A 24518-nucleotide genomic window follows, 5' to 3' on the forward strand; every position below is an offset into this window, starting at 1 on the left:
CCATGCCGCATTTGATTTTTGTTGTGGTTCTGGTGTTGCGTCTGGTTAATAATTTCGGTCACAAAGGTTAAGAAAGTGTTTCCAACCCTTTGGAGTTATCCCCAGATGCAGCAGGAATCCGCCGAGGTCATCGGCCTGAAAGTTCTGGCCTGGCTGGCCTCAGAAGAGGAGATTTTCCCGGTTTTTCTGGGTTCTAGCGGTATTTCTGCGGGCGAATTGATGGCCCGGGCGGGAGAGGTCGAGATTCTCACGGCGGTTCTCGATTTCGTGACCATGGACGATGCTTGGGTCAATGCCTGTGCGGTGGCCACGGGACTCGATCCGTATGATCCGATGCGCGCGCGTCAGGCCCTTCCGGGCGGGGCGCAGATCAACTGGACCTGAGGCCGGGGTATGCGCGAAATCGGGGGTGAGATCGGGGCGGTGCTGTTCGACAAGGACGGCACGCTGATGGATTTTCAGGCGAGCTGGGGACCCTGGGCGGACTCGGTGATCGCCCGGATCTGCGGTGCGGATGCGGGGCTGAGCGCCGCCGTGGCGCAGGCTTTGGGCTTTGACCGAAGCGCGCAGAGGTTTCACCCGGACAGCGCCGTGATCGCGGGCACGCCGCAGGAGGTGCTGGACCTGCTCAGCCCGTTTTTCCCCGAAGCCGCGCCGGATCGGCTCCTGTCCTGGCTGGAGCCGGACCCGGCGGCCTTCGTCCCGGCCCCGGTGGCGGGGCTGGCCACGACCTGTGCGGCATTGCAGGCGCGGGGGCTGGCGCTGGGCGTCGTGACCAACGATTTCGAGGCGGCGGGGCACGATCATCTGAGCAAGATGGGCGTGGCGGAGTTTTTTGGTACGGTGGTGGGCTATGACAGCGGGTTCGGCGGCAAACCGGAGCCGGGCCCGTGCCTCGGGGCGGCGGCGCGGCTGGGTGTGAGCGCCGGGGCCTGTCTCATGGTGGGCGACAGTCTGCACGATCTGGAGGCGGCGGCGCGAGCGGGGATGATCCCGGTGGCGGTGCTGACCGGCGTGGCGGGGGCGGAGGTGCTCGCGCCTTATGCAGAGGTGGTTCTGGGCAGTGTCGCGGAGCTGCCGGAGTGGTTGTCCGGACGGTAAGACTTTCGCGCAAAGTACGGGAAATCAGATTAATTTTAGGAAGATGCCGGACACTGTTTCGGCGGCATTGGTGATTTCTTAAGGGACAGGTCGTAACACTCCCACAAGTGGTACTGGGAGACATGGCCGTCATGCATGGGATGATCAATCGCGCGATTCAGTGTTTCATGCGCGATACATACGGGGGGGCGACCTGGCAGGCGGTGGCGGAAAGCGCAGATCTCGGATTTGACAATTTCGAGGCCATGTTGAGCTATCCCGACCGGTTGACGATCGACGTTCTGGGCCGCGCGGCGCGCCAGTTGCACAAGCCTGTCGAAACCTTTCTCGAGGATCTCGGAACCTATCTCGTGTCGCATCCGAATGTCGAGGCGATCCGCCGACTGTTGCGCTTCGGCGGTGAGAATTTTACGGAATTTCTGTTTTCGCTCAACGATCTGGAAGGGCGGGCGAAACTGGCCCTGCCGGATCTCGAGATGCCGACCTTGCGCGTTGAGGACAATGGCGACGGCACGTTCCGGCTCAGTTGCCTGAGCTCAATGCCGGGGTTCGGCTATGCGATGGTGGGGGTGATGCGGGCGATGGCGGACGATTATGGCGCTCTGGTGTTTCTCGAACATCAGGGCTGGATGGATTCCGGCGAAGAAATCATCACGATCAACCTGCTCGAAGCGGCCTATGCCGAGGGCCGGGCCTTTGAGCTGTCGGAGCGGATCGGGGGGGAGCTATGAGTGCGATGAGATTCGACCCCGCCCCGCTGATCGCCTTCATGCCGATGAGCCTGATGTATGACGATGCGGGGGTGATCCGTTATGTCGCGCCGACACTGGCGAAGCTGCGCGACCCTGACACCCTGATCGGAGCGCAGATCGCCGATGTGTTTTCCGTGCGTGACAACGGGCGAGGTGGCGGCGAAGGGCCTATTCCTTTGGGGACGAAGCTCTATCTCAATTTTCTCACGGGGATTTCGACGCCGCTCAAGGGCATGGCGGCGGCGATCCCCGGGACGGGGCTGAACCTTTTGAACCTGTCTTTCGGGATTTCGATTGTCGATGCGGTGGCGGATTACCGGCTGACCTCCGGAGATTTCGCCCATACCGATCTTGCGATCGAGATGCTCTATCTGGTGGAAGCGAAATCGGCGGTGCTCGAAGAGACGAAGCAACTGAACGCGCGTTTGCAGGGTGCCAAGGTTGCCGCTGAGGAGCAGGCCTATACCGATACGCTCACCGGGTTGAAGAACCGCCGGGCGATGGATCATGTGATGGAGCGGATGCTGCGCTCGAGTGTGCCGTTTGCGATCATGCATCTCGATCTCGATTACTTCAAATCGGTCAATGACACGCTGGGCCATGCGGCGGGGGACACGGTGTTGCAGCGGGTGGCGAAGATCCTGCTCGAAGAGACCCGGGGCGACGATATGGTCGCGCGCGTGGGCGGGGATGAATTCATCCTGATCTTCAACAAGTTCATGGAGCACGACGGGCTTATGCGGACGGCGGAACGGATCATTGCGCGGCTCGAGGAGCCGATTCCCTATCAGGACGAAATGTGCCGGATCTCCGGTTCGGTGGGCATCACCACGACGGAGTTCTATGAGGCACCCAATGCCGATGTGATGATTCACGATGCGGATCTTGCGCTCTACAGCTCGAAATACGAGGGGCGTGCGCAGGCAACCATGTTCGATCCGAAGGTGCATCATGGCCATGTGAGCGATCATGTGGAGCACCGTGTCCGGGGCTGATTGCTCAGCCTGCGCGTGGTTTTCATGGTCGCACAGGTGCTGTGCCTGCTATTATGCCCGCGCCGCTGGCAGAAGGTTTGCGCGGCGCCTGGCGGCAGGCGGATCAGGAAATGCAGGTTTCGCACATTTTCCTCTTGCGCCCCTCGCGCGCATCTCCTAAACACCCGCTCACGCCAAGCGCGGTCCGTTCGTCTATCGGTTAGGACGCCAGGTTTTCAACCTGGAAAGAGGGGTTCGATTCCCCTACGGACTGCCACTTTTCCCCCTGAAATCTCTGTGTTTCTAGTCGCACAAGCCGGATTCGGCCTTTGCGTCACCCGTTCTATTCATGTGTGAACTGGGCACTGGAAACGACATAGAGAAATGATGGGGACGGCGCGCCAAAACCGCTCGGACAAGACGTATGACCTTCTACGATAGAATGTGCTGAGAACTTCGAAGGCTGCGGGACAATCGATCAGTCCTGCGACAAAGCATATGCCGCTCCGACGAGCCTGTATTTCGCCCCCCCTCATGACACATGGTTTACACCCCGACCCTAGACGCATGGGCATGGATTTTCGCCGAACCATTATGAATCAAAGCACATCGAAGGCGTTTCAGTGGGCTGAATACACAGAGATGTCAGGGGAAAAGTGGCAGTCCGTAGGGGAATCGAACCCCTCTTTCCAGGTTGAAAACCTGGCGTCCTAACCGATAGACGAACGGACCGCGCTTGGCGTGAGCGGGTATTTAGGAGATGCGCGCGAGGGGCGCAAGAGGGATTCTCACAGAATTTTGCAGTTTTTTTGACAGGTGTGTTTTTGTCCGTCGACTCAGGCCTCGGCGGCGTCTTCGAGGCGCAGTTGCACGGATTGCCGCCCGCCCCAAGTGTTGAGTTCGAGCTTGCCCGCGAGATGAAACCGCGCGCCACCGTGGCGTTCGAGGGCCGGGCCGAGCGGGCCGTCGAAGGCGCCGAAACAGATGGCGTCGAGACGCGGTCCCTGGCCTTCGGAGAAGGTCACTTTCAGATGGTTCGCGCCGACCCTTTTGGCGAAATGGATGGCGCAGGCGGGAAAGGCGAAGCGTGGGGCGGGGGCGGAGGCGCCATAGGGCCCGGCGGCTTCGAGCTGGGCAATCAGCTCGGGCGTGGCGGCGCCGGGCATCAGAAGGCCGTCGAGTTTTAGATCGGACGGCCCCATCGCCCCCGCGCCCTGTTTGGCGAGAAGTTCGGAGAGGCGCTCCATCGCGGGTTCAAGCCGATCGCGCATCACGGTGAGACCGGCGGCCATCTTGTGCCCGCCGCCTTTGACAAGCAATCCTTCGGCGGCGAGGCGTTGAATGGAGGCGCCGAGATCGACGCCGGAGACGGAACGACCGGAGCCTTTGCCGATGCCGTCTTCGTCGAAGCCGATGACCACGGCGGGGCGGTTGGTGGCTTCCTTGAGACGCGAGGCGACGATGCCGACCACGCCGGGGTGCCAGCCATCGCCTGCGGCCCAGACGAGGGGGGCGTCGAGACCGCGCTGTTCAGCCTGCAACAGCGCGTCGTCGCGCACGGCGCTTTCGATCTCGCGGCGCTCCGTGTTGAGCGCATCGAGCCGCTCGGCCAAGGCCTGTGCTTCGTGGGGGTCTTCGGTCGAGAGAAGGCGTGCGCCGAGATCGGCGGCGCCGATGCGTCCGCCGGCGTTGATCCGGGGGCCCAAGAGAAAACCGAGGGAATAGGATGTGGGGGCGGTGTCCATGCGAGACACGTCCGCGAGCGCGCGCAGGCCGATGCGGTCGCGTCGGGCCATGACCTTGAGGCCCTGACGGACGAGGGCACGGTTGACGCCGATCAGGGGGGCGACATCGGCGACGGTGGCCAGTGCGACGAGGTCGAGCATGGCCATGAGATCGGGGCCTTTCTGCCCCTCGTCGCGCATTTGTCGTCCGACCTCGACCAGCATGAGAAAGACGACGGAGGCGGCGCAGAGATGCGCCAGATCGCCGCTTTCATCCTGACGGTTCGGGTTGACCACGGCGACGCAATCGGGGAGCGTTTCGCCGCCCAGGTGGTGGTCGAGCACGACGACATCCGCCCCCTTGGCGGCGGCGATGGCGTCATGGGAGAGCGTGCCACAGTCGACACAGACGATGAGGTCGTGGTTCCTCGCAAGCTCCGCCATGGCCGGTTCGTTGGGGCCATAGCCCTCGTCGATGCGGTCAGGGATGTAGAGTGTGGCGGGGCGGCCCATCTGGCGCAGCCATGTGATCAGGAGCGCTGCCGAGGTACCGCCGTCCACGTCGTAATCGGCGAAAACGGCGATGTTTTCGCCGCGTTTTGTTGCGTCGAGAAAGCGGGTGGCGGCCACGCCCATGTCCTTGAGGGTCAGCGGATCGGGCAAGAGGTCCTTGAGTTTGGGATCGAGGAACTGCGCCGCCGCCTCGGGCGCCACTCCGCGCCGGGCGAGGGTCTGGCAGAGGGCCAGAGGCAGGCCGGTCTGTTGCAGCAGAAGCTCCGCCTGCCGGTCGAGATCGGCGGTGGGGCCGATCCAGCGGCGGCCGGTGAGCGAGGCGGAGACATTGAGGAAATCGGTCATAGGCCCAGTATATCGCCGACGGAGCGGGCGGATGCAAATTCGCCGTGCAGATGGCTGACCGCACTGATGTGACTGTCTTCGGCGGACATCGGTGGCAGACCGGCCCAGGAGGTGTCGGCATTGGCGGCAAAGGCGGCGCAGGCGTCATGGGCGAGGGTGACGACAAAGCCGAGATTGGCGGCCATGCGGGTGGTCGTCGAGACACAATGGGGTGTCGTGAGGCCGCAGATCACCAGATCGGTTTCGCCCGCTGTGCGCAGCCGCGCTTCGAGATCGGTGCCGATGAAGGCGGAGTTGACGGATTTCTCAAAGATGGGCTCATGGGGCAGGGGGGTGACCTCGGGTTTGAAGGCAAGACCTGCGCCGGAGAGGGGCGATCCGGGTGTTTTCGAGATATGGCGGATGTGGATCACCGACCAGCCTTGATCTCGGGCATGGGCCAGAAGCCGCCCGGCGTTGGCCTCGGCCTCGGGGTTGTTGCGCGGCCCCCAGACGGGATCGTCAAAGCCAGTCTGAATGTCGATAAGGATGAGTGTGGTCATAAAAAACTCCCGCCAGTGTCGGACTGGAGAGTCGGACTGGCGGGAGCGATTTTGGCGGGGATTGCCGGGAAGGGCAACGCCCCCGGTCGCGTTCCGATCAGTCTTTCTTCGGCGTGGTCGGGTTGCGGTAGGTCATGCGACGGATCGAGCCGGTTTTCGAGCGCATCAGGATGGTTTCCGTGGTGAGGAAGCCCGGTTCGCGTTTGATGCCGTGCACGATGGAACCGTTGGTCACACCGGTTGCGGCGAAGATCACGTCGGAGGTGACGAGTTCGTCACGGCAGTAGATCTTGTCGAGATCGGTGATGCCCGCCTTGGCGGCGCGGCCACGTTCGTCGTCGTTGCGGAACAGAAGTTTGCCCCACATCTGGCCGCCCATGCATTTCAGCGCGGAGGCTGCGAGCACACCTTCGGGCGCACCGCCGGAGCCCATGTACATGTCGATGCCAGTCGTGGGCTCGGCACAATGGATGACACCGGCAACGTCGCCGTCGGTGATCATGCGGATCGCGGCGCCGGTGGCGCGCAGCTCGGCCAGCATCTCTTCGTGGCGCGGGCGCTCGAGGACGCAGAGCGTGATGTCTTTCGGGGCGACGCCCTTGGCCTTGGCCAGCGCTTCGACGCGCTCGGTCGGGGTCATGTCGAGGGAAACGACGTCTTTCGGGTAGCCCGGCCCGATGGCCAGCTTTTCCATGTAGACGTCGGGGGCGTGCAGCAGCGTGCCGCGCGGCGCCATGGCGATCACGGTCAGAGCGTTGGGCATGTCTTTCGCGGTGAGCGTGGTGCCTTCGAGCGGATCGAGGGCGATGTCCACGGCGGGGCCGTTGCCGTTGCCGACGTTCTCGCCGATGTAGAGCATGGGGGCTTCGTCGCGTTCGCCTTCGCCGATCACCACGACGCCCTGAATGTCGAGCTTGTTGAGCTGATCGCGCATGGCGTTGACGGCGGCCTGATCGGCGGCCTTCTCATCGCCGTGGCCGACGTAATCGGCGGAGGCGATGGCAGCCTGTTCGGCCACGCGGGCGAGGCCAAGGGAAAGCATACGGTCGAAGAAATTGGGGGCTTGCGACATTTGTCTTACGGGTCCTTTTCGGGCGGACGGAAAATTCTGCCCCTCTTCATGACCACATGTTCCGGGGCGGGGCAAGGCGGGTGCGGAGCTGTGCGCGCTAACAGATGGGTTGTTTGCGCTAACGTCTTGTCGCGGCGTAACAATTTCACGTCAACTGCATGACGTTTTTCCGCCGATACTCCCCTGAGACGCAAAAACGGGCCCGTTTGGGCGGGCCCGTGAAACGTGGCCGGGGCGGGCGGGATCAGACGTTCTCGATGCGGATCGCGACCGGTTCAGAAGCCAGAACGGAGGTCGCCTTCATGCCTTCGAGGGCTGCGTCGAGCGAGGCGCGCGAGGTGGCATCGGTGACGATCAGCACGGGGGCCACCTCGGGGTTGGCGTCCTGACCGTATTGCCGCATGCGGTCGATGGAAACACCCGCATCGCCCAGAGCCGCGGCGATTTTCGCCAGCGCGCCGGGTTTGTCCAGAAGCGACATGCGCAGGTAGAAGGGCGCGGGGGTGGCGGCGACGGCAGGGATGGCCTTTTCGAGTGCGGCGGCGGGCACGCCGAAGGTCGGCACGCGGATGCCGCGGGCAATGTCGAGCACGTCGGACATCACGGCGGAGGCGGTGGGGCCTTCGCCCGCGCCCGCACCACGGAGCACGATCTGGCCCACTTCGTCGCCTTCGAGCACGACCATGTTGGTGGCATTCTCAAGCTGGCCCAAGGGCGAGAGCGCGGGAACGAGGCAGGGCGTCATGCGCTGTTCAAGCCCGCGACCGGTCATCTGGGCGACGCCCAGAAGCTTGATGCGATAGCCCATGTCGGCGGCGTGGCGAATGTCTTCGATGGTGATGCGCTCGATGCCTTCGAGGACCATATTGTCGAAATCGACCTGCGTGCCAAAGCCGATAGCGGCCAGAAGCGCAAGTTTATGCCCGGCGTCGATGCCGCCCACATCGAGAGTCGGATCGGCTTCGAGATAGCCAAGCGCCTTGGCGGCGGCGAAGACCTCGTCATAGGTGAGGCCCTCGTTCTCCATCCGGGTCAGGATGTAGTTGCAGGTGCCGTTCATGACACCGGCGATCCGCTCGATCCGGTTGCCCGCAAGGCCTTCGGTCAGGGCCTTGATCACAGGAATGCCGCCCGCGACGGCGGCCTCGAAGCGCAGCACGGCGCCTTTGGCTTCGGCTTTCTCAGAGAGCATCTGGCCGTGATGGGCGAGCATGGCCTTGTTGGCGGTGACGACATCCTTGCCAGCGGCGAGCGCGGCCTCGGTCGCGGCCTTGGCGGGGCCGTCGGAGCCGCCCATCAGCTCGACGAAGACATCGACGTCGTCCCGCAACGCAAGCGCGACCGGATCGTCTTCCCAGGCGTAAGCGGAAATATCGACGCCGCGATCCTTGTCTTTCGAACGGGCGGAGACGGCGGTGATCACAACCGGGCGACCGCTGCGCTCGGCGATCAGATTGGCCTTGCGCTGGATGATCTTGATCACGCCTACGCCGACGGTGCCAAGACCTGCAATGCCGAGGCGCAGGGGGGCTTGGGAAGACGTGGATTTCGGCATGTGGGGCTCCGCTCGAGGATGTGTTGAAAAACCTGTCCGTCGTGATAGCGGCGAATGCGGGGGCGTGCAACTGCCCGCCGTTGTCGGGCTCAGTTTCCGGTCACAAGCGGGGGCAGGGGCTCGGTCTGGTCGTCCGTGGTGAACACGGGATCGTTCGCAAGCGCCTCTGCCCGGGCCCGGAGCGCTTCGGCGCGGGCCAGTGTTGCACGGGTCTCCTGCGCAAGTTCATCGGCGCTTGCGGCACCCTCAAAGACGGTTTCTGACGGCGAGGCGATCAACGAGGGCCAGGGCAGCGAGGTGTCGACGGGCGTTAGCCGGTCGGAGAGGTCCGGGGTCTGAGCGCAGCCGATCAGCGCGGCCAGAGACAGGGCGGCCAGAGGCAGGGCAAGAAGGGAGCGGCGAAGGGAGAGCTGCGTCATGAGAGGGTCCGGCTGCGGTTGCCGGGCGAGCTTAGCCTTTGGCGGAGGCGAGGACAATGCGGCTTTCCCTTCGGGCGAGGGCGGGCTAAAGCGGAGGGGTCTTTTAGGAGTGTGCCATGACGAGCGGAACCGATCTGAGCCTGACACCTTCGCCCGCGCGGCGGATGAGCGCGGTGGCGCTTCTGGGCGTGTTGGGGGCCTTGTTGCTGCGGGTGGCCTTCGGGGCCGAAGAGATGACGGCGGGCTGGATGGCCCTGCTGGTTGTGATGGCGGCGGCGGTGCTCTGGGTCGCGTGGCGGCTCTGGGTGGCGACGGGCGTGCGGCTTGTTTTGAGCGAAGAGGATCTGCGCGAAGAGGGCGGGCGGGTGCTCTGCCGTCTCGATGAGATCGAGAAGGTCGAACGCGGCACCTTTGCGTTCAAGCCGTCGAACGGATTTCTGATCCGGTTGAAAACCCCGGGCAGCCGGGTCTGGGCGCCGGGGTTGTGGTGGCGGTTCGGGCGCAGGCTGGGCGTCGGCGGTGTGACACCGGCGGGTCAGGGCAAAGCGATGGCGGATGTGATTGCGGCCCGTATCGGCGGCATGGGGCGTCTCGACTGATTGCCTGAATGCGGCTTGAATTGGGGCGGTCAGCGGCGGGAGCCGCCACCACCGTGTCGGTCGCTGCCTCCGCCGGAGGTGTTGGTGCCGGTCGTGGTGCCGCCGGTGTCGACATCGCTGTCGTCGGAATCCTCATGGGTGGCGTCGTTAATCACTTCGGTGCCATCGTCATAGATCACCTGAGAGGCGAAACGCGGTTTGGTGGTGACGATGTCCTCGAAGTCCAGCTCGGTCAGGATGGCGTTGAAGGGTGCGACCCAGCCGCGCTGGGTTTCGACGACGATCACCTCTTCGCCATCGGCCATGAGCGGCAGACGTCCCTCGACTTCGGTGAGGGTGATGTCGGTGAGTTTCACGTAATCGCCGGTGGCATAGGACCAGACCAGTTCGTAGCTTTCGTTTTCGTCGTCATCAATCACGAACTGGACGGCGGAGACACGCATGTCGATCTCGCCGTCGTTGTTGAGGAAGCGATAGAGATCCGCGAGCCCTCCCATGAAGGTGTCGTCGATCGTGTCGGTTTGACGCGAGATGTAATCGGAGATGGTGTAATTCGCCTTGTTCGCGCGGGCTTTGGCCTCGAAGGCGGCGAAGAAGGTGTAGAAGGCCATCAGGGAAAAGATCAGTGCCGGGGCGACGATCAGGGCCTCGATGGCGACCGAGCCGCCGTCGTCGCGCGAGAAGCGGCGCAGGAGGCGTCGCATCGCGGTTTTCGGGGAGGTCTGGCGGATAGAGAACATCGTCATCTCCCTTAGCTGTTGGGTTCGTTCACGAAGCCGCCGGTGGCGACGATGGCGTAGCCGGAGCCTTCGGTGGGTTGCATGGCCGCGCCGATCCAGGTGGTCGGAAAGATCGGGTCGACAATGACGCAGGCGCGCACCAGCATCAGCTCGTTTTCCGCACCGTCCTCGAAGGTGGTGGCCGGTGTCACATTGGCGCTGCGGTCGAGACATTCGGCGATATAGGTCGGGCGGGTGAAATTCCACGCATCGACGGGTTCGAGAGCGATGTGGATGTTTTCCTCGCAGTTGCGGACGTAACGGGCGTATTCGCAGGTGGCCGATTTCAGGCTCGCGAGCGTGACGGAGGGCATGTTGCCGAGACGCACGTCGCGCACCGCGCTGTCGAGGCCGCGCTCCAGCATGGCGGAGGAGACGGTGTAATAACCGATCTCGTAGCTGCCCATGATGAGGAACATGAACATCGGGAAGATCAGGGCGAATTCGATGGTCGCATTGCCGTCGTCGTTCCGGGCGTGGCGTTGACGCAACCGATTCAGTTTGCGCAAAAGTGTCATTCGACCAACCTCAACTCGGTGATCTTGGTCGCGATGGCGGAGAAGGCCTCGGCGATCTCGATCCCTTCCACATCGTAGTAATGCGCATCGGAAGAGGCGCAGGAGCGCAGCACGTTCTGACCGGCAGTCGGGGCCTCGAAGCCGATGGCGAAGATGATGACCCCGGCATTCTTGGCGGCGGTACAAATCTGGTCCAGCCGCGCGTCCTTGGTCGCGGTGTCGTAGCTGGTGCGTGTCGCATTGCGCCAGGTGTAGTAATCGTAGTCATTGCCGGTGGCGTAGGAACGGGCCTTGGCGTGGTTGTAGACGGTCATCAAGGACCAGACCTCGGACCATGTGATTTCCCAGACATTGCCGGAGGCGAGCGTGTAGGGCAGTGAGGTCAGAACGCTGCGGTTGTCGATCCGGGTGTAGCGCATCTCGGTCGAGCAATTGTAGGGGGTTCCGTAGTAGTAGGAGCAGGTGGTGCGTTCGCCGCTGACGTAGATGCGACCGTCCTTGTCGGCATAGACGCCGGTCGACTGATCGTCATCGCGGTAGGGGTCGGGCATCAGATACTGGTTGGTGTGCGAGCCGTCGGTCATCACCACCATGAATTTCTGGGCATCCGCATTGGAGGCGGGGTGGGCGCTGGCGTCGGTGCCTGCGGTCAGCACTTGCGCGCTTTCGTCGAGCAGGGCTGCGCCCCATTTCACGCCAAGATCGATTGAGGTATTGCCATAGGCGGTGAGTGCCTCGATGTAATCGTCGATTTCAGTCTGGTTGTTCGAGAACGGCAGGATTTCGCGGCTCGCGGCCGGAGCACAGGTGTGGTCCGACAGCGCCATGTCGAGGTCATAAAAATTGCTGTTGAACGCATCGAAATCCATGGTCTGATCGTAATAGCGACCGGTCAATGCGCCGGTGGGGAATTCGAGCCCGACCATCGAGAAATCGTCTTCCTCGAAATTGATGCAGTAGGATTTGTCATGCGCATTCAGGCGATGGAGCGCGTCCAGAATATCTTTTCCCGCATTCACCTGTGTGGCGTAGGGGATGACGGAGATCGCGATCTCGTCGCTTGCGGCATTCTCGAAGACGGTTTGGGTGAAATCCTGAGCGGCGGATTTCAGGTTGGTCAGACGGCTGTAGCTGTTCATCGAGCCGGAGACGTCGAGGACGAGAGCGATTTCGAGCCCGGCGAGGCCCTGTTGCGCCATGGTTTCGCCGGACAGTGAGAGGCTGTCGATGGCGGCGAATTTCATGAAATAGGTCGGCACCTCCGCTTCGACCGAAGCATAGACCTGCCGCCCGTCGCCGAGCGGAACGATGTCGATCTCGTCTTCCTTGAGATATTCGCTCAGGCCCGCCTTCGCGAAATAGTCGATGATCACGTCTTTCGGATCGTTGGTGTTCTCGAGGTTGGTTGCGGCGAGCACGGCGCGGTCGAGGGTGTTCTGCAACTCGGTGCGCAGGGTCTCGTGGCGGATGATGTCGATGCCCATTCCGGCGAGCAGCAGCAGAATGACGAAGGTAAACAAGCCGAAGAGCGCGAGCGAGCCCTGCTCGTCGCGCATGTGCTGCCGCGCATCGAGTTTGCGCAGCTGTGTTGCCGCGGCGCGGGCGATGCCCGAAGCCGGTTTTTGAACGCAGGCGTGCGGCCCGTTCTGACGCGCAGCGCAACCGGCGGCATGGCCCCGGCCCGTGTGAAAAAGCCCCGCTTCGCGGCGCGTGATCTTACCCAACATGACACCGTCTCTCAATCGGAGTGGTGCCCCCATATTTCCCAGTGTGCATGGTGTCCGGCCGGGGTTTTCCCCGTGCATAACAGACGCCACACGACCTTATTTTGACCCTGTGGAAACCATGGGTAAAGTCCGCAGAGGCTTTGCCCCGAAATGGTCATATTGGGTGGCGAGGGGGCGGGAAAAGTCGGGAAAGGTGCGGCGGGATTGGACGGTGCCCGGGGGCGCATCACGAATTTGCCGCATTTTGTCACGGTTTTGCCGGATTTGTACCGGGTTTTCGCCACAAAGCGATTCGCGACCGGTTTGTGGCCGCTTCGGCGCCGGAGCGTTGCGGGGCCTCTGGACGTTGCGCGGGCGAGGGGCGATACTCGCGCCCATGTCACTGCCCCCGGGATTCTTGGATGAGCTGCGATCGCGCCTGTCGCTGACCGATGTGGTCGGTCGAAAAGTCATGTGGGATACGCGCAAATCGAACCCCGGCAAGGGCGACATGTGGGCGCCATGCCCGTTCCATCACGAGAAATCCGCCTCCTTCCACGTCAATGACAAGGACGGCTATTATTATTGCTTCGGCTGTCACGCCAAGGGCGATGCGATCACCTTCGTGCGCGAGACCGAGAATGTCGGCTTCATGGAGGCGATCGAGATTCTTGCCCAAGAGGCCGGGATGCCGGTGCCGAAGAGTGATCCGAAGGCGCAGGAGAAATCCGACAAGCGCGCCGAGCTTGCCGAGGTGAACGAGGCGGCGAACCGGTTTTTCCGGCTCTGCCTGTCGCAACAGGGCGGCACGGCGGCGCGCGCCTATCTCGACAAGCGGGGCATGAAGCCCGCGACGCGGGAGCGCTTTGAGATCGGTTTTGCGCCCTCGGGCAATGCGCTTTTGCGGGCGCTGAAGGATCAGGGCATCTCCGCCGAAATGGCGGTCGAGGCCGGGGTGGCGGCAAAGCCCGACGACGGGCGAGAGCCCTATGATTTCTTCCGCGACCGGATCGTGTTTCCGATCCGCGATGCGCGCGGGCGGCTGATTTCCTTTGGCGGGCGGTCGATGGACCCGAACGCGCGGGCGAAATACCTCAACGGCCCCGAGCGGCTTTTGTTCGACAAGGGCAATGCGCTTTACAACCATCAGGAGGCCCGTGTGGCTTGCGGGCGGGGGCAGACCTTGGTCGTCGCCGAGGGCTACATGGATGTGATCGCGCTGGCGGAGGCCGGGTTCGAGGCCACGGTTGCGCCCTTGGGGACGGCGATCACCGACCGGCAGTTGCAACTCATGTGGCGGATGTCGAGCGAGCCGGTGATTGCGCTCGATGGCGACAAGGCGGGGCTTCGGGCGGCCTACCGGGTGATCGATCTGGCGATGCCGCTTCTTGAGGCGGGCAAGGGGCTGCGCTTTGCCATTCTGCCGGAGGGGCAGGACCCGGACGAGCTGATCAAGGCCAAGGGGCCGGAGGCGATGCAGGAGGTGCTCGACGGCGCTTTGCCGATGGTGGCGCTGCTGTGGCGGCGCGAAACTGAGGGCAAGGTGTTCGACAGCCCGGAACGCCGCGCGGCCCTGGACAAGAGCCTGCGCGAAACGATCCGCCCGATCACGGATGCCTCGATCAAACGCCATTACGGTGAGATCCTGAACGACATGCGCCGGGAGCTTTTCCGGGGCAAACGCGAGGAGCGCGAGGCAGGCGGCGGTCCGCGCAAGGCGTGGACGCCGGGCGGCGGGCGCGGAGGTCAGGGGCGCGGGCGGTTCGGCAAACAGGCCGCGGTGCCGACCGAGGGGCTGAAGGCGTCGCTGATCGTCTCCGGTGACGAGGGGCAGGCCGATCTGATGCGCGAGGCAGTGGTTTTGGCGGTGCTGATCGCCAATCCGGGGCTGGCGTTGGAGTTCCTGTCCCAACTTGAGGCGCTGACACCGCGCTCGGAGGATCACGCGGCCTTGCTCCATGCGGTGCTGACCCATGCCGAGGAAGAGGATGCGGGGGCGCTCAGGGAAAATGTGATTGCGATGGCGGGGCAGGGAGCCCTTGATCGGCTGATGTCGCATCCCCATGTTCAGATCGCGCCCCCTGTGCGCCGGCCCGACCGCGAGGTGGCGCAGATGTGCCTCACTGAGGAGCTGGCCAAACTCAAGGCGCGGCGGGGCTATCAGGCCGAGCTGGCCGAGGGGCTGGAAGATATGTTGGCCGCCGATGACGAACAGGTGACATGGCGGCTCCGGCAGGCGGCGGAGGCGCGCAACCGGGCCACCAAAGCGGAGGCGGAAGACAGAACGGAATTCGATATTGCGGAGAACGGGCTTGAGCTGTCGCGGGACGAGCGCAATGCGTTTCGGGCGCTTTTGAACCGAATCGCCCCTGAACGTGGCAAGTGAGCCGCAAAAGGGGGCGGGCGTTGCACGGAGAGGCCCTGTGCCACTGGTGCAGGGATGGTTAAGGAAATATGGGTATTCGGGTGGCGAATCATTGATTCGCATGACATGATTCGGGTTTGAGCAGGCGCTGTTGTGGGCGAATGGGGTGGGTCCCCCGCACGGACATGCCGACCAAAGGGCCAGTGAGTGGTCCGTGACAGGTCCGGCGACAGGGCCATCGGGACCGCATCGGAACCCGCCAGAGTTTAGGGGAGAGCCGCATGGCAGCCAAAGACAATGACGACGCCAAGAGTGACGATCAGGACCAGGACGTGATGCTCGACGTGAGCCAGACCGCGGTCAAGAAGATGATCGCCGAGGCGCGTGAGAAAGGCTACATCACCTACGATCAGCTCAACAAGGTCCTGCCACCGGAGCAGGTGAGTTCCGAGCAGATCGAGGACGTGATGTCGATGCTCTCCGAAATGGGGATCAACGTCATCGAGGACGAAGAAGTCGAGGACGACGACAGCGCGGACGGCGACGCCAAGGGTGGCGAGCTGGTCGCGACTTCCGGCTCGCGCGAAGTCGCGATGGCCAATTCGGAGACCGAGAAACTCGACCGCACGGACGATCCGGTGCGGATGTATCTGCGCGAGATGGGCTCGGTCGAGCTTTTGTCGCGCGAGGGCGAGATCGCGATTGCGAAACGCATCGAGGCCGGGCGCAACACGATGATCGCCGGGCTTTGCGAAAGCCCGCTGACCTTTCAGGCGATCACGATCTGGCACGACGAACTTTTGTCCGAGGACATCCTCCTGCGCGACGTTATCGACCTTGAGGCCACATTTGGTGGCGGTGTCGATGAGGACGAGGATGAGGAAAATGTCGTCGAGGGGCTGAATGCCGAGGCGACCGCGGGCGAGTCCAAAGAGCGCGAGCAGGAATACGACGCCGACGGCAACCCGATTTCTTCCGATGAGGATGACGAGGATGACGAGCAGGCGAACATGTCGCTTGCGGCGATGGAATCGGCGCTGAAACCGCAGGTTCTCGAAACGCTTGCGCGGATTTCCGAGGATTTCGCCCATCTCTCCGAGATGCAGGATTTGCGGATGTCCGCCACGCTCAACGAGGACGGGTCGTTCTCGGAAGGGGCCGAGGCCGAGTATCAGAAGCTGCGCTCCGAGATCGTGATTCTGGTGAACTCTCTGCACCTGCACAACAACCGGATCGAAGCGCTGATAGACCAGCTCTATGGCATCAACAAACGCGTCATGTCGATCGACAGCTCCATGGTGAAGCTCGCCGATCAGGCGCGGATCAACCGGCGCGAGTTCATCGAGGATTATCGCGGCTCGGAACTGGACCCGACCTGGCTCGACCGCATGGCGGACAAGCCGGGCCGTGGCTGGCAGATGTTTGTCGAACGCTTCTCCGACAAGGTCGAGGAGCTGCGCTCCGAAATGGCCATGGTCGGTCAGTACGTGGGCGTCGACATCTCCGAATTCCGCCGCATCGTGGCCCAGGTTCAGAAAGGCGAAAAAGAGGCCCGTCAGGCCAAGAAGGAAATGGTCGAGGCCAACCTTCGTCTCGTGATCTCGATTGCCAAGAAATACACCAACCGCGGCCTGCAATTCCTTGATCTCATTCAGGAAGGCAACATCGGTCTGATGAAGGCGGTCGATAAATTCGAATACCGTCGCGGCTATAAATTCTCGACCTACGCGACGTGGTGGATTCGTCAGGCGATCACGCGCTCCATCGCGGATCAGGCCCGGACGATCCGTATTCCGGTGCACATGATCGAGACGATCAACAAGCTGGTGCGCACCGGTCGTCAGATGCTGCACGAGATCGGCCGCGAACCGACGCCGGAAGAATTGGCCGAAAAGCTGCAAATGCCGCTCGAAAAGGTCCGCAAGGTGATGAAAATCGCCAAGGAACCGATCTCTCTCGAAACGCCGATCGGCGACGAGGAAGACAGCCAGTTGGGCGATTTCATCGAGGACAAGAACGCGGTTCTGCCCTTGGATGCGGCCATTCAGGAAAACCTCAAAGAGACCACCACCCGCGTGCTGGCCTCGCTCACGCCGCGTGAAGAGCGCGTGCTGCGGATGCGCTTCGGGATCGGCATGAACACCGACCACACGCTTGAAGAGGTGGGGCAACAGTTCTCCGTGACGCGGGAACGTATTCGTCAGATCGAGGCGAAGGCTTTGCGGAAGCTGAAGCACCCCTCGCGGAGCCGGAAGCTGCGGTCGTTCCTGGATCAGTAAAGGTAGAGGCGCCTCCCGAAAGGGGGGCGTTTTTGTTTTAGAGTTCTTCTAGAATTCTCGGCCGTTATGTTTTCCGACAACGACTTCGAACAAATCCTCTCGCGCGTCATCTAAATTTGCAAGGTCGCCGCAAGGATCAAAATTCGGCTTAACCATCGCAAAGCTGGTCCCTGTTGCTCCCGTTGCAAGCAGTCGAATTAGGTATTGCCCTTCGTATTCGCCACCATACTGATACAGTATATCAGCGTCAGCAAACACAAATGTCGCCTGTGGGTTGCGAAGCATCGCGTAGTTGTCCGCCGTTCTAACCGCGTTGTTTACTAAAAACTGCCATTCGATTGATTTGAGGTCAGGCTCTTTTTCACATGGCGCGGCCATAGCCAGTGATGCCGTAGTCGCAATAGCCAAAGTTGCTAGCAAGAGCTTGGTAAAATCATACATTTTATATCCGATTAATTAGTTAATGTTACTTTCTAAGTATGCCAATATGTTTGCCCGGAACAAGACCGGAGGCCGCCGCGCATCGGTCATGCTGAAAGCATGCCTCCGGCATGACCCGGCCCCGCGGTCTGGCGATTTTGTGAGCGCTAGGCTTCGTTCATATGTCCGACGGGTTTGGCCAACATAAAGCGCGCCGTTCAACCGTTTCATCGCCATACCCCGGTCAGGCGATGCGCGGCTTGCACTTCGGGGGCAGAGGCCGCAAAATGCTGCCCAAACTGGAGGCACGAATGTCCATTTTCGGAAAACTTTTCGGTGGCAAATCGCAACCCGAGGCTGCGCCGCAAACCACGTCGAAGCCCGAACTTTACGGCAAGGATTACCGCATCTTTCCGGAACCGATGAAGGCCGAGAGCGGTTACCGTATCGCAGCAAAGATCGAGAAGGATTTCGACGGCGAGACCCGCGCGCATATGATGATCCGGGCGGATACGATGAGCGATCTGGATGATGCGCGGCAAGAAAGCCTGCGCAAGGCGCAGATTTTCATCGACCAGATGGGCGACAGTATTTTCGACGATCCCCGGATGTAAGTCCCGGCATTTCAAAGGCCAGATGTGAAAAGCCCCGCTTGAGCGGGGCTTTTGTGCTTAGAGCGCGGCTTTGACCGTCGCAGAGATCGGCTCGGTCGGGTGGCCGATCAGTTTGGACAGCGTCCTGCTATCATCGAACAACGCGCCTTTCGCGGCTTTCGCATCCGAATCTGCTAGGATGGCGGCGAACCCGGCGGGCAGGCCTGCGCCGACCAGCGCTTCGGTGAAGGCGGCTTCCGGCATGTCGGTGTAAACGACCGGTTTGCCGGAGGTTTCGGCGACGATGGCGGCGTAGTCGGCGAGCGAATAGGCCTCGTCGCCCGCAAGTTCCAGAACCTCACCGTCATGACCGCCCGCCAGAACGATGGCGGCGGCCTCGGCGTAATCCTTGCGCGGGGCGGTGGCGAGTTTGCCGTCGGCGGCGGCACCGAAATGTTGACCAAGCTCAAGGTCTTGGCCCAGCGTCATGGTGATATTTTCGGAATACCAGCCATTGCGCAGAAGCGTGTAGGGGAGGCCGCTGTCTTTCAGCATGGCTTCGGTCGCGAGGTGCTCTTCGGCCAGCGCCATATTGCCGGTATCGGCCTTGAGGATCGAGGTATAGGCGATGAATTTGACGCCTGCGGATTTGGCGGCCTCGATGACATTGCCGTGCTGGGCGGCGCGTTGACCGACTTCGGACGAGGAGATCAGCAGGAGGCGATCCACGCCGTCGAAAGCGGCAGTGAGGGTGGCGACATCGGTGTAATCGGCGCGGCGGGTGGCGATGCCTTTGGCGGCAAAGCCTTCGGCGGCCTTCTCAGAGCGCACGAGGGCGAGGATGTCCTCTTTCGCGACGAGGGTGGCGAGATGGTCGACGACAAGCTGGCCAAGCTGACCGGAGGCGCCAGTGACGAGGTAGGTGGTCATGTCTATTCCCTTTTGGGTTCGTTTCGAATATAAGTCTCAATTAGAGACCTTTTCCACTCCTGAAAAGGAGGCACTTTTTCGGGACAAGGTTACATCGAGGGAACCGCCCTGAAGGATAAGAGCGATGCGCGACATTCCGATGAGCCGTCTGGAAGAATGGAAAGCCATGGGGTTTGAGCCGCAAAACTGCCCGGTGCGGCAGGTGCTCGATCATGTGGCAGCGAAATGGACCACGCTCATTCTGCTGGAGTTGGAAAACGGGCCGCAGCGGTTCAATGTACTGGCGCGGGCGCTGCCGGATATTTCGAAACGCATGCTGACGCAGTCGCTGCGCGATCTTGAGCGGGACGGGCTTGTGGAACGCACGGTGTTCGATACCAAACCGCCTTCGGTGTCTTATGACTTGACCGATCTCGGGCGCTCGTTTCTTGGGCCATTGCACGGGTTGATCGGCTGGGCTGGGGCGAAAATGCCTGAGATTGAGGCGGCGCGGAGCATTTTCGACGGGGGCTGACGGGTTATCCACAGAAAACCCGGGGATGTTGAAACTTGATTAAGCCTTTCTGCGTTGGTCTTGGACAACTGTATGGGAGAGCTGTCATGACGCGCATTGCCAAGGCCCTCATTGCCTTCACCTTCGCCATTGCTGCCGTGGGGCTGCTCGCGCCTCTTGGGGCGCTGGGCGAGGCGGTACAGGATCTTGCGGTGGCGGACGGGCCGTATGAAGCGGACAGCGGCGATGTCATCGTGATCAAAGTCCCGGCCGAGGATTTGCAACGGTGCATCGCGACGCTGGATGCGGTGTTCATGGCACCGGTGCGGGATGCGCAGGTCCAGACGGCGTCTTTGACCCCCGAAGAGAGCGGCCAGACCGTGCGCTGTGAGGTGGAGGGCTGACGGGGGCGTTTCAAAAATTCCGCCGATGAGGTAAACCCTTTCGACATGTGTTGAGAGGTTTTTTTTGATGACGTTGAAGCGGAATCGAATGGTGCGCCTGATGGCGACCTGTGCGTTCATGGGGCTGACCGTCGTGCCTGCATACGCGGAAGAGACCGTTTTGCTGGCATGCGGGTTTGCCAATGGCAAGAGCCTGTCTCTGGCGGCGCATGCAGAGGGGGTGACCTATCGTTTCGGGCGTCCCGGTCAGGTGCCTGAGCTTGAGTTGAACCGACCTTATGCAGAGGTCGATGTGACGCCTTGGTCCGGGGTTGGTGGGTCGATCTGGGAGGAGATGAGCCTGACGAATGGCGACGTGAGCTATCTGCTCTGGGGGGACTTCGACCGGATGACCGATGACCATGACATGAGCGGTGGGATCATCGTTTTGCGTGGGGACGAGGACGTGGCGCATTTCGATTGCCTGCCGGAGACGGTCAGCTACACGGTTTTTGGATTTGCCGATGCCTATGAGGCGGCGGGCTATTGCTGGGATTCTTATGCGCTGATCTGGAAAGAGGACTGCGAATGAGCCATCGCCTGTTTGAAATCGCGACCTCCGGTCCGGGCCTATATGAATTCACCGCCGATCTGGCTCGGTGGGTGGCGGGCGAGGGGGCGATGGAGGCGCTCCTGACGCTCATGGTGCAACATACCTCCGCCTCTCTGGTCATTCAGGAAAATGCCGACCCGGAGGTGCAGACCGACCTTCAGGCTTATTTCCATCGCCTTGTGCCGCCGACCAGCGATCCCGCGATGGCTTATCTGACCCATACCTATGAGGGCCCGGACGATATGCCGGCGCATATCAAGGCGGCGCTTTTGCCGACGACATGTACAATTCCTGTCCTGAATGGACGCATGGCGCTTGGAACATGGCAAGGAGTTTACCTTTTCGAACATCGCGACCGACCGCATGTCCGGCGGGTGATGGCGCTGCTGCGCTGAGCTGACGCGCTCTACAACATTTAGCGGTGAAAATTTGATCTACCCAAATTCTGGGAGAGCCCCTATAGTGCCTGTGGATAACTGGGGCAAAGACCCCAGACGAGGCAGTGAAGAAAAGATAAAGGGGACGCCAGGATGCGTTGTCCATTTTGCGGAAATATCGATACCCAGGTGAAAGACAGCCGCCCGGCAGAGGATCATGTTGCGATCCGGCGGCGGCGCTTTTGTTCGGCCTGCGGCGGGCGGTTCACCACTTATGAGCGCGTTCAGCTGCGCGATCTCGTGGTGGTAAAATCCAACGGGCGGCGCGAAGATTTCGACCGCGACAAGCTGGAGCGTTCGATCCGGATCGCGGCCCAGAAACGACCGATCGAACCGGAGCGTCTGGATCAGATGATCTCCGGGATCGTACGGCGTCTGGAGAGCATGGGCGAGACGGATATTCCGTCGAAAACCATCGGCGAAATCGTCATGGAAAGCCTCGCGCGGATCGATACGGTGGCCTATGTGCGCTTTGCCTCGGTCTACAAGAACTTCCAGGCGGCTGACGATTTTGACAAGTTTGTCAGTGAGTTGCGCCCCGACGCCAAATCCGACGAATGAGCGAATTGGAAGATTTGCGCCACATGCGCCACGCGCTGTCATTGGCAGCGCGCGGGCTTGGCCGGACTTGGCCGAACCCGGCTGTGGGCTGTGTCATCGTGCGGGATGGGCGCATCGTCGGACGCGGCTGGACCCAGCCGGGTGGGCGCCCGCATGCGGAGGTCATGGCGCTGCGTCAGGCGGGCGAGGCGGCGCGTGGCGCGACGGTTTACGTGACCTTAGAGCCCTGTTCGCATTACGGCAAAACGCCGCCCTGTTCCGAAGCGCTGATCGCCGCTGGGGTGCGACGTGTCGTGGTGGCGCTGGGCGATCCGGACCCGCGGGTGAACGGGCGGGGTTTTGCAATGCTGCAAGACGCCGGACTTGAGGTGATGACGGGCCTGTGCGAGGACGCAGCCCGTGCGCAGCAGCAGGGCTTCCTGTCGAAAGTCACTCTGGGTCGACCGATGGTGACGCTGAAACTGGCGATGTCCTGGGACGGGCGCATCGCGACGGCGACCGGGGAGAGCCAATGGATCACCGGCCCGATGGCGCGCCGTCGCGTGCATGCGATGCGGGCAAATCACGATGCGGTTCTGGTCGGTGGCGGTACGGCGCGGGCGGACGATCCGACGCTGACGATCCGGGGGCTGGGTGTCGATCATCAGCCGGTGCGGCTGGTGATGTCGCGCAGGCTCGATCTGCCGCTCGACAGCCATCTGGCGCGCACGGCGGGCGAGGTGCCGGTCTGGCTCCTGCACGGGCCGGAAGCCGCGCCGGAACTGATTTCGACTTGGCAAGGGCTTGGTGCGGAACTAATCGAAATACCCGTTGCGCAAGGGCAGTTGGATGTCGCGGCCGCTTTGCAAGCGCTGGGCGCGCGCGGGCTGACGCGGGTGTTCTGCGAAGGGGGCGGGGCGCTGGCGGCGTCTCTGCTGTCGGCGGGGTTGGCCGATCATGTGGCGCTGTTCACCGCCGGGCTTGGCATCGGTGCGGAGGGGCGTCCGGGGCTGGGGGCGCTGGGGCTCGACCGGCTGGCGGAAGCCCCGCGTTACCATCTTGAGAAACTTGAACAGATCGGACCGGATGCGCTGAGCCTTTGGGCGCGGATCACCTGATCCCGAGGGTTGCGGCGCGCAACTGCCGGAGTCTGGCCAACAGGGCTTGCGCGAAACGGCTGCGGCCTTTCGGAGCTTGCGACAGCAATTCCAAGGCTTCTTCCGGTGCTAGGGGGGCGCCGGATTTCGGGTCGAAATAGCGTGGATAATCAAGCAGAACCGCATGGGCGAGGCTCATGAGGTCGGGGCGTGCCGCGCGGCGCGCAGGCACCGGGCCGAGATCGGTGGTCAACCCCCATCCGGCATAAAATGGCGCGCCGGTGCAGGTCACCGGTGTGCCGCGCAACAGGGCTTCGAAGCCGATCAGCGAGGTCATGGTCCAGACCGTGTCGCAGGCTTCGATCAGGGCGAGCGGATCGGCCTCGGAGGCGATGACATCGGCGATGTCGTTGGCCGCCGGGAGCTTGCCGCGCCGAAGCCCGGCTTCGACATCGGGGTGGGGTTTGTAGACCAGAATGGCCTCGGGATGCGCGGCCCGTGCGGCCTGCAACAGTGCGAGATTGGTTGAGATTTTCCCGGCGCCGAGGGTGATCGAGGCGTCGTCCTCGACCTGTCCGGCGACGAGGATGCAATGGCCCTTGGGCAAGGGGGGCAGCTCCGCGCCGACATTGTATTTGCTCAGATGCAAGGCTTTGAGCCGGGAGAGAAACCGCGCGATCCGGGCCTGTTGCGCGGCGCTGAGCGGGGTGCGTTCTGCGATTAGCGCCTCCAGCCGGGAGGGACGCGAGGGATCGAAGTAGATGCCACTGTCGTCGAGCACCAGCGACAGGGCGCGCACCAGAGCGGCACCGAGGCCGCGAGAGCGCAGGAAACCGTCCTCGAGCCGCAGATCGGCCTCGGGGCGCGCGCCCCAGGCGATGTGACGACGGCCTGCGGATTTTTCGTGGGCGATGACACTCGGATCGTCGCTGATCGTGAGGCCGTTCCGACCGAGATATTGCCGAAGAAAACGATGTTTCCAACGCAGGATGCCGGAGGCGACATAGCCCGGAGCATCCTCGCGGATCGCACGTTCGCGCGCCTCGAGCCGGGCGAGAATGTCCTCGATTTCCAGCGTCTCCGTGCCCGCATGCCATGTGGTGGCGCGTATCAGGGCGGCGAGAAAGAGCTGGGCGCGGGTCAAGCGATGGGGGCTGTGCGGGTCGGGGTCCTCATCGGCGGTGAGGCCGAGCGCGCCATACCAGGGCCGCCCGAACACTCGGGGACGATGCCCGGCGAGGATCGCGTCGAAGCCGTAACCTGCGGAATGGGTGTAAACGGCGGTGGCCGCCTCGAGCAGGCGATAGAGATTGGCGTTCGGCGGCAGGAGGGTCAGGCGCGGATCGGTGCTGTCGCTGAAGAACCCATCGTCGCAGCCGAGGATGGCGACGCGGGCGTTCAAAAGCTCGGTCTGGGCGAAGACCAGCATTTCGGTCATACCGGCCTCGGAGGGGGCGTTTTCGGCGCTGCGCGGTTGATCCAAAACGAGCACAAATGGAACATCAGGAGTCTGATCCGGGTCGATTTCACCACTGGAACGAGACAATTTCAATGAAACCAGCCAGTCGATCGCCTGACGCGCGCGATCAAGCTCCGCACTGTCGTCGGGGGGCGCGCCACGGGCGAGATCGTGCCAGCTCAGGGCGGCACAGGACAGATCGAATTCAGTGCGCAGGCGCTCGAACAGAAGTGGGGTCTGAAACGAGAGCCGCCCCGGCGAGGTGACCGGGGCGGGGGAAGACGTGTCGGTCAAATGGCCGACCATCAGG

At 62.5% G+C, this 24518-nt stretch carries 25 protein-coding genes and 2 tRNA genes; 15 read left to right on the plus strand and 12 right to left on the minus strand.

What is annotated here, in order from left to right; translation table 11 throughout:
• Positions 1-105: 105 nt before the first annotated feature.
• The 5 genes from V1475_RS10255 to V1475_RS10275 all read left to right on the plus strand — a co-directional run bounded on the left by V1475_RS10255 (position 106) and on the right by V1475_RS10275 (position 3104).
• The gene (locus V1475_RS10255; RefSeq protein WP_479412669.1) at positions 106-384 is read left to right on the plus strand and encodes a DUF3572 domain-containing protein; all 279 of its coding nucleotides are present in this window, start codon (positions 106-108) and stop codon (positions 382-384) included.
• A gap of 9 nt (positions 385-393) precedes the next feature.
• Positions 394-1101 carry an HAD family hydrolase gene (locus tag V1475_RS10260; RefSeq protein WP_479412670.1) on the plus strand — a complete coding sequence of 236 codons (708 nt, stop codon included), beginning with the start codon at positions 394-396 and terminating at the stop codon, positions 1099-1101.
• A 131-nt stretch (positions 1102-1232) separates the two neighbouring features.
• Positions 1233-1832 carry a heme NO-binding domain-containing protein gene (locus V1475_RS10265; RefSeq protein WP_479413968.1) on the plus strand — a complete coding sequence of 200 codons (600 nt, stop codon included), beginning with the start codon at positions 1233-1235 and terminating at the stop codon, positions 1830-1832.
• Entirely contained in the window at positions 1829-2848 is a 1020-nt protein-coding gene (locus V1475_RS10270) for a diguanylate cyclase (RefSeq protein WP_479412671.1), read from the plus strand. The genes V1475_RS10265 and V1475_RS10270 overlap by 4 nt, the downstream gene beginning before the upstream one ends.
• 181 nt (positions 2849-3029) lie before the next feature.
• Positions 3030-3104 (plus strand) — tRNA-Glu (locus V1475_RS10275).
• Between the two features lie 380 nt (positions 3105-3484).
• On the opposite strand, the gene V1475_RS10280 is transcribed toward V1475_RS10275, so the two are convergent.
• From V1475_RS10280 to V1475_RS10305, 6 genes are all read right to left on the minus strand, one after another.
• Positions 3485-3559 (minus strand) — tRNA-Glu (locus V1475_RS10280).
• Positions 3560-3663: 104 nt separating this feature from the next.
• Positions 3664-5409, minus strand: a complete 1746-nt coding sequence (recJ, locus tag V1475_RS10285; RefSeq protein WP_479412672.1) for a single-stranded-DNA-specific exonuclease RecJ — start codon at positions 5407-5409, stop codon at positions 3664-3666.
• Complete coding sequence (locus V1475_RS10290) at positions 5406-5951, minus strand: cysteine hydrolase family protein (RefSeq protein WP_479412673.1); 546 nt, start codon at positions 5949-5951, stop codon at positions 5406-5408. Before V1475_RS10290 ends, recJ begins: the two co-directional genes overlap by 4 nt.
• Positions 5952-6048: 97 nt before the next feature.
• The gene (gene glpX, locus V1475_RS10295) at positions 6049-7023 is read right to left on the minus strand and encodes a class II fructose-bisphosphatase (protein WP_434288052.1); all 975 of its coding nucleotides are present in this window, start codon (positions 7021-7023) and stop codon (positions 6049-6051) included.
• A gap of 244 nt (positions 7024-7267) precedes the next feature.
• Positions 7268-8578: a homoserine dehydrogenase gene (locus V1475_RS10300; RefSeq protein WP_434288051.1), complete on the minus strand. Its 1311-nt coding sequence runs from the start codon at positions 8576-8578 to the stop codon at positions 7268-7270.
• An 89-nt stretch (positions 8579-8667) separates the two neighbouring features.
• Complete coding sequence (locus V1475_RS10305) at positions 8668-8997, minus strand: hypothetical protein (protein ID WP_479412674.1); 330 nt, start codon at positions 8995-8997, stop codon at positions 8668-8670.
• A 116-nt stretch (positions 8998-9113) separates the two neighbouring features.
• Here V1475_RS10305 and V1475_RS10310 point away from each other — a divergent pair, with 116 nt between their 5' ends.
• Positions 9114-9596: a hypothetical protein gene (locus V1475_RS10310; protein WP_479412675.1), complete on the plus strand. Its 483-nt coding sequence runs from the start codon at positions 9114-9116 to the stop codon at positions 9594-9596.
• A gap of 29 nt (positions 9597-9625) precedes the next feature.
• On the opposite strand, the gene V1475_RS10315 is transcribed toward V1475_RS10310, so the two are convergent.
• Genes V1475_RS10315 through V1475_RS10325 form a run of 3 tightly spaced genes read right to left on the minus strand, consistent with a single transcriptional unit; the run spans position 9626 to position 12620 of the window.
• Positions 9626-10336 carry a TadE/TadG family type IV pilus assembly protein gene (locus V1475_RS10315; RefSeq protein ID WP_479412676.1) on the minus strand — a complete coding sequence of 237 codons (711 nt, stop codon included), beginning with the start codon at positions 10334-10336 and terminating at the stop codon, positions 9626-9628.
• Positions 10337-10347: 11 nt separating this feature from the next.
• Positions 10348-10893 (minus strand): TadE/TadG family type IV pilus assembly protein, encoded by a 546-nt coding sequence (locus V1475_RS10320; protein WP_479412677.1) that lies wholly within the window; start codon positions 10891-10893, stop codon positions 10348-10350.
• The gene (locus V1475_RS10325) at positions 10890-12620 is read right to left on the minus strand and encodes a TadE/TadG family type IV pilus assembly protein (protein ID WP_479412678.1); all 1731 of its coding nucleotides are present in this window, start codon (positions 12618-12620) and stop codon (positions 10890-10892) included. The genes V1475_RS10320 and V1475_RS10325 overlap by 4 nt, the downstream gene beginning before the upstream one ends.
• Before the next feature lie 376 nt (positions 12621-12996).
• Here V1475_RS10325 and dnaG point away from each other — a divergent pair, with 376 nt between their 5' ends.
• Both dnaG and rpoD read left to right on the plus strand, forming a co-directional pair.
• The gene (dnaG, locus tag V1475_RS10330) at positions 12997-14985 is read left to right on the plus strand and encodes a DNA primase (RefSeq protein WP_479412679.1); all 1989 of its coding nucleotides are present in this window, start codon (positions 12997-12999) and stop codon (positions 14983-14985) included.
• Between the two features lie 260 nt (positions 14986-15245).
• Positions 15246-17243 (plus strand): RNA polymerase sigma factor RpoD, encoded by a 1998-nt coding sequence (gene rpoD, locus V1475_RS10335; protein ID WP_479412680.1) that lies wholly within the window; start codon positions 15246-15248, stop codon positions 17241-17243.
• A 48-nt stretch (positions 17244-17291) separates the two neighbouring features.
• Here the strand turns inward: rpoD and V1475_RS10340 are convergent, their stop codons facing one another.
• Positions 17292-17684, minus strand: coding sequence for a hypothetical protein (locus V1475_RS10340; RefSeq protein ID WP_479412681.1), 393 nt, complete (start codon positions 17682-17684; stop codon positions 17292-17294).
• Positions 17685-17974: 290 nt separating this feature from the next.
• Between V1475_RS10340 and V1475_RS10345 the strand changes: the two genes are divergently transcribed.
• A complete protein-coding gene (locus V1475_RS10345) occupies positions 17975-18277 on the plus strand; it encodes an HlyU family transcriptional regulator (protein ID WP_479412682.1) in 303 nt (100 codons plus the stop codon).
• A 57-nt stretch (positions 18278-18334) separates the two neighbouring features.
• Here V1475_RS10345 and V1475_RS10350 read toward each other — a convergent pair whose 3' ends face one another.
• Positions 18335-19186 carry an SDR family oxidoreductase gene (locus V1475_RS10350; protein WP_479412683.1) on the minus strand — a complete coding sequence of 284 codons (852 nt, stop codon included), beginning with the start codon at positions 19184-19186 and terminating at the stop codon, positions 18335-18337.
• Between the two features lie 124 nt (positions 19187-19310).
• Here V1475_RS10350 and V1475_RS10355 point away from each other — a divergent pair, with 124 nt between their 5' ends.
• The 6 genes from V1475_RS10355 to ribD all read left to right on the plus strand — a co-directional run bounded on the left by V1475_RS10355 (position 19311) and on the right by ribD (position 22770).
• The gene (locus tag V1475_RS10355) at positions 19311-19700 is read left to right on the plus strand and encodes a winged helix-turn-helix transcriptional regulator (RefSeq protein ID WP_479412684.1); all 390 of its coding nucleotides are present in this window, start codon (positions 19311-19313) and stop codon (positions 19698-19700) included.
• 86 nt (positions 19701-19786) lie between these two features.
• Positions 19787-20083 carry a hypothetical protein gene (locus tag V1475_RS10360; RefSeq protein WP_479412685.1) on the plus strand — a complete coding sequence of 99 codons (297 nt, stop codon included), beginning with the start codon at positions 19787-19789 and terminating at the stop codon, positions 20081-20083.
• Positions 20084-20171: 88 nt separating this feature from the next.
• On the plus strand, positions 20172-20654 hold the full coding sequence (locus V1475_RS10365; RefSeq protein ID WP_479412686.1) for a hypothetical protein: 483 nt from the start codon (positions 20172-20174) through the stop codon (positions 20652-20654).
• Positions 20651-21070, plus strand: coding sequence for a secondary thiamine-phosphate synthase enzyme YjbQ (locus V1475_RS10370; protein WP_479412687.1), 420 nt, complete (start codon positions 20651-20653; stop codon positions 21068-21070). Before V1475_RS10365 ends, V1475_RS10370 begins: the two co-directional genes overlap by 4 nt.
• 135 nt (positions 21071-21205) lie before the next feature.
• On the plus strand, positions 21206-21673 hold the full coding sequence (nrdR, locus tag V1475_RS10375; protein ID WP_066705681.1) for a transcriptional regulator NrdR: 468 nt from the start codon (positions 21206-21208) through the stop codon (positions 21671-21673).
• Complete coding sequence (ribD, locus tag V1475_RS10380; protein ID WP_479412688.1) at positions 21670-22770, plus strand: bifunctional diaminohydroxyphosphoribosylaminopyrimidine deaminase/5-amino-6-(5-phosphoribosylamino)uracil reductase RibD; 1101 nt, start codon at positions 21670-21672, stop codon at positions 22768-22770. Before nrdR ends, ribD begins: the two co-directional genes overlap by 4 nt.
• On the opposite strand, the gene V1475_RS10385 is transcribed toward ribD, so the two are convergent.
• A complete protein-coding gene (locus V1475_RS10385) occupies positions 22763-24514 on the minus strand; it encodes a capsular polysaccharide export protein, LipB/KpsS family (RefSeq protein WP_479412689.1) in 1752 nt (583 codons plus the stop codon). The two genes, ribD and V1475_RS10385, sit on opposite strands and share 8 nt — an antisense overlap.
• Positions 24515-24518 lie beyond the last annotated feature (4 nt).

It is taken from the genome of Celeribacter sp. SCSIO 80838 (assembly GCF_056498065.1).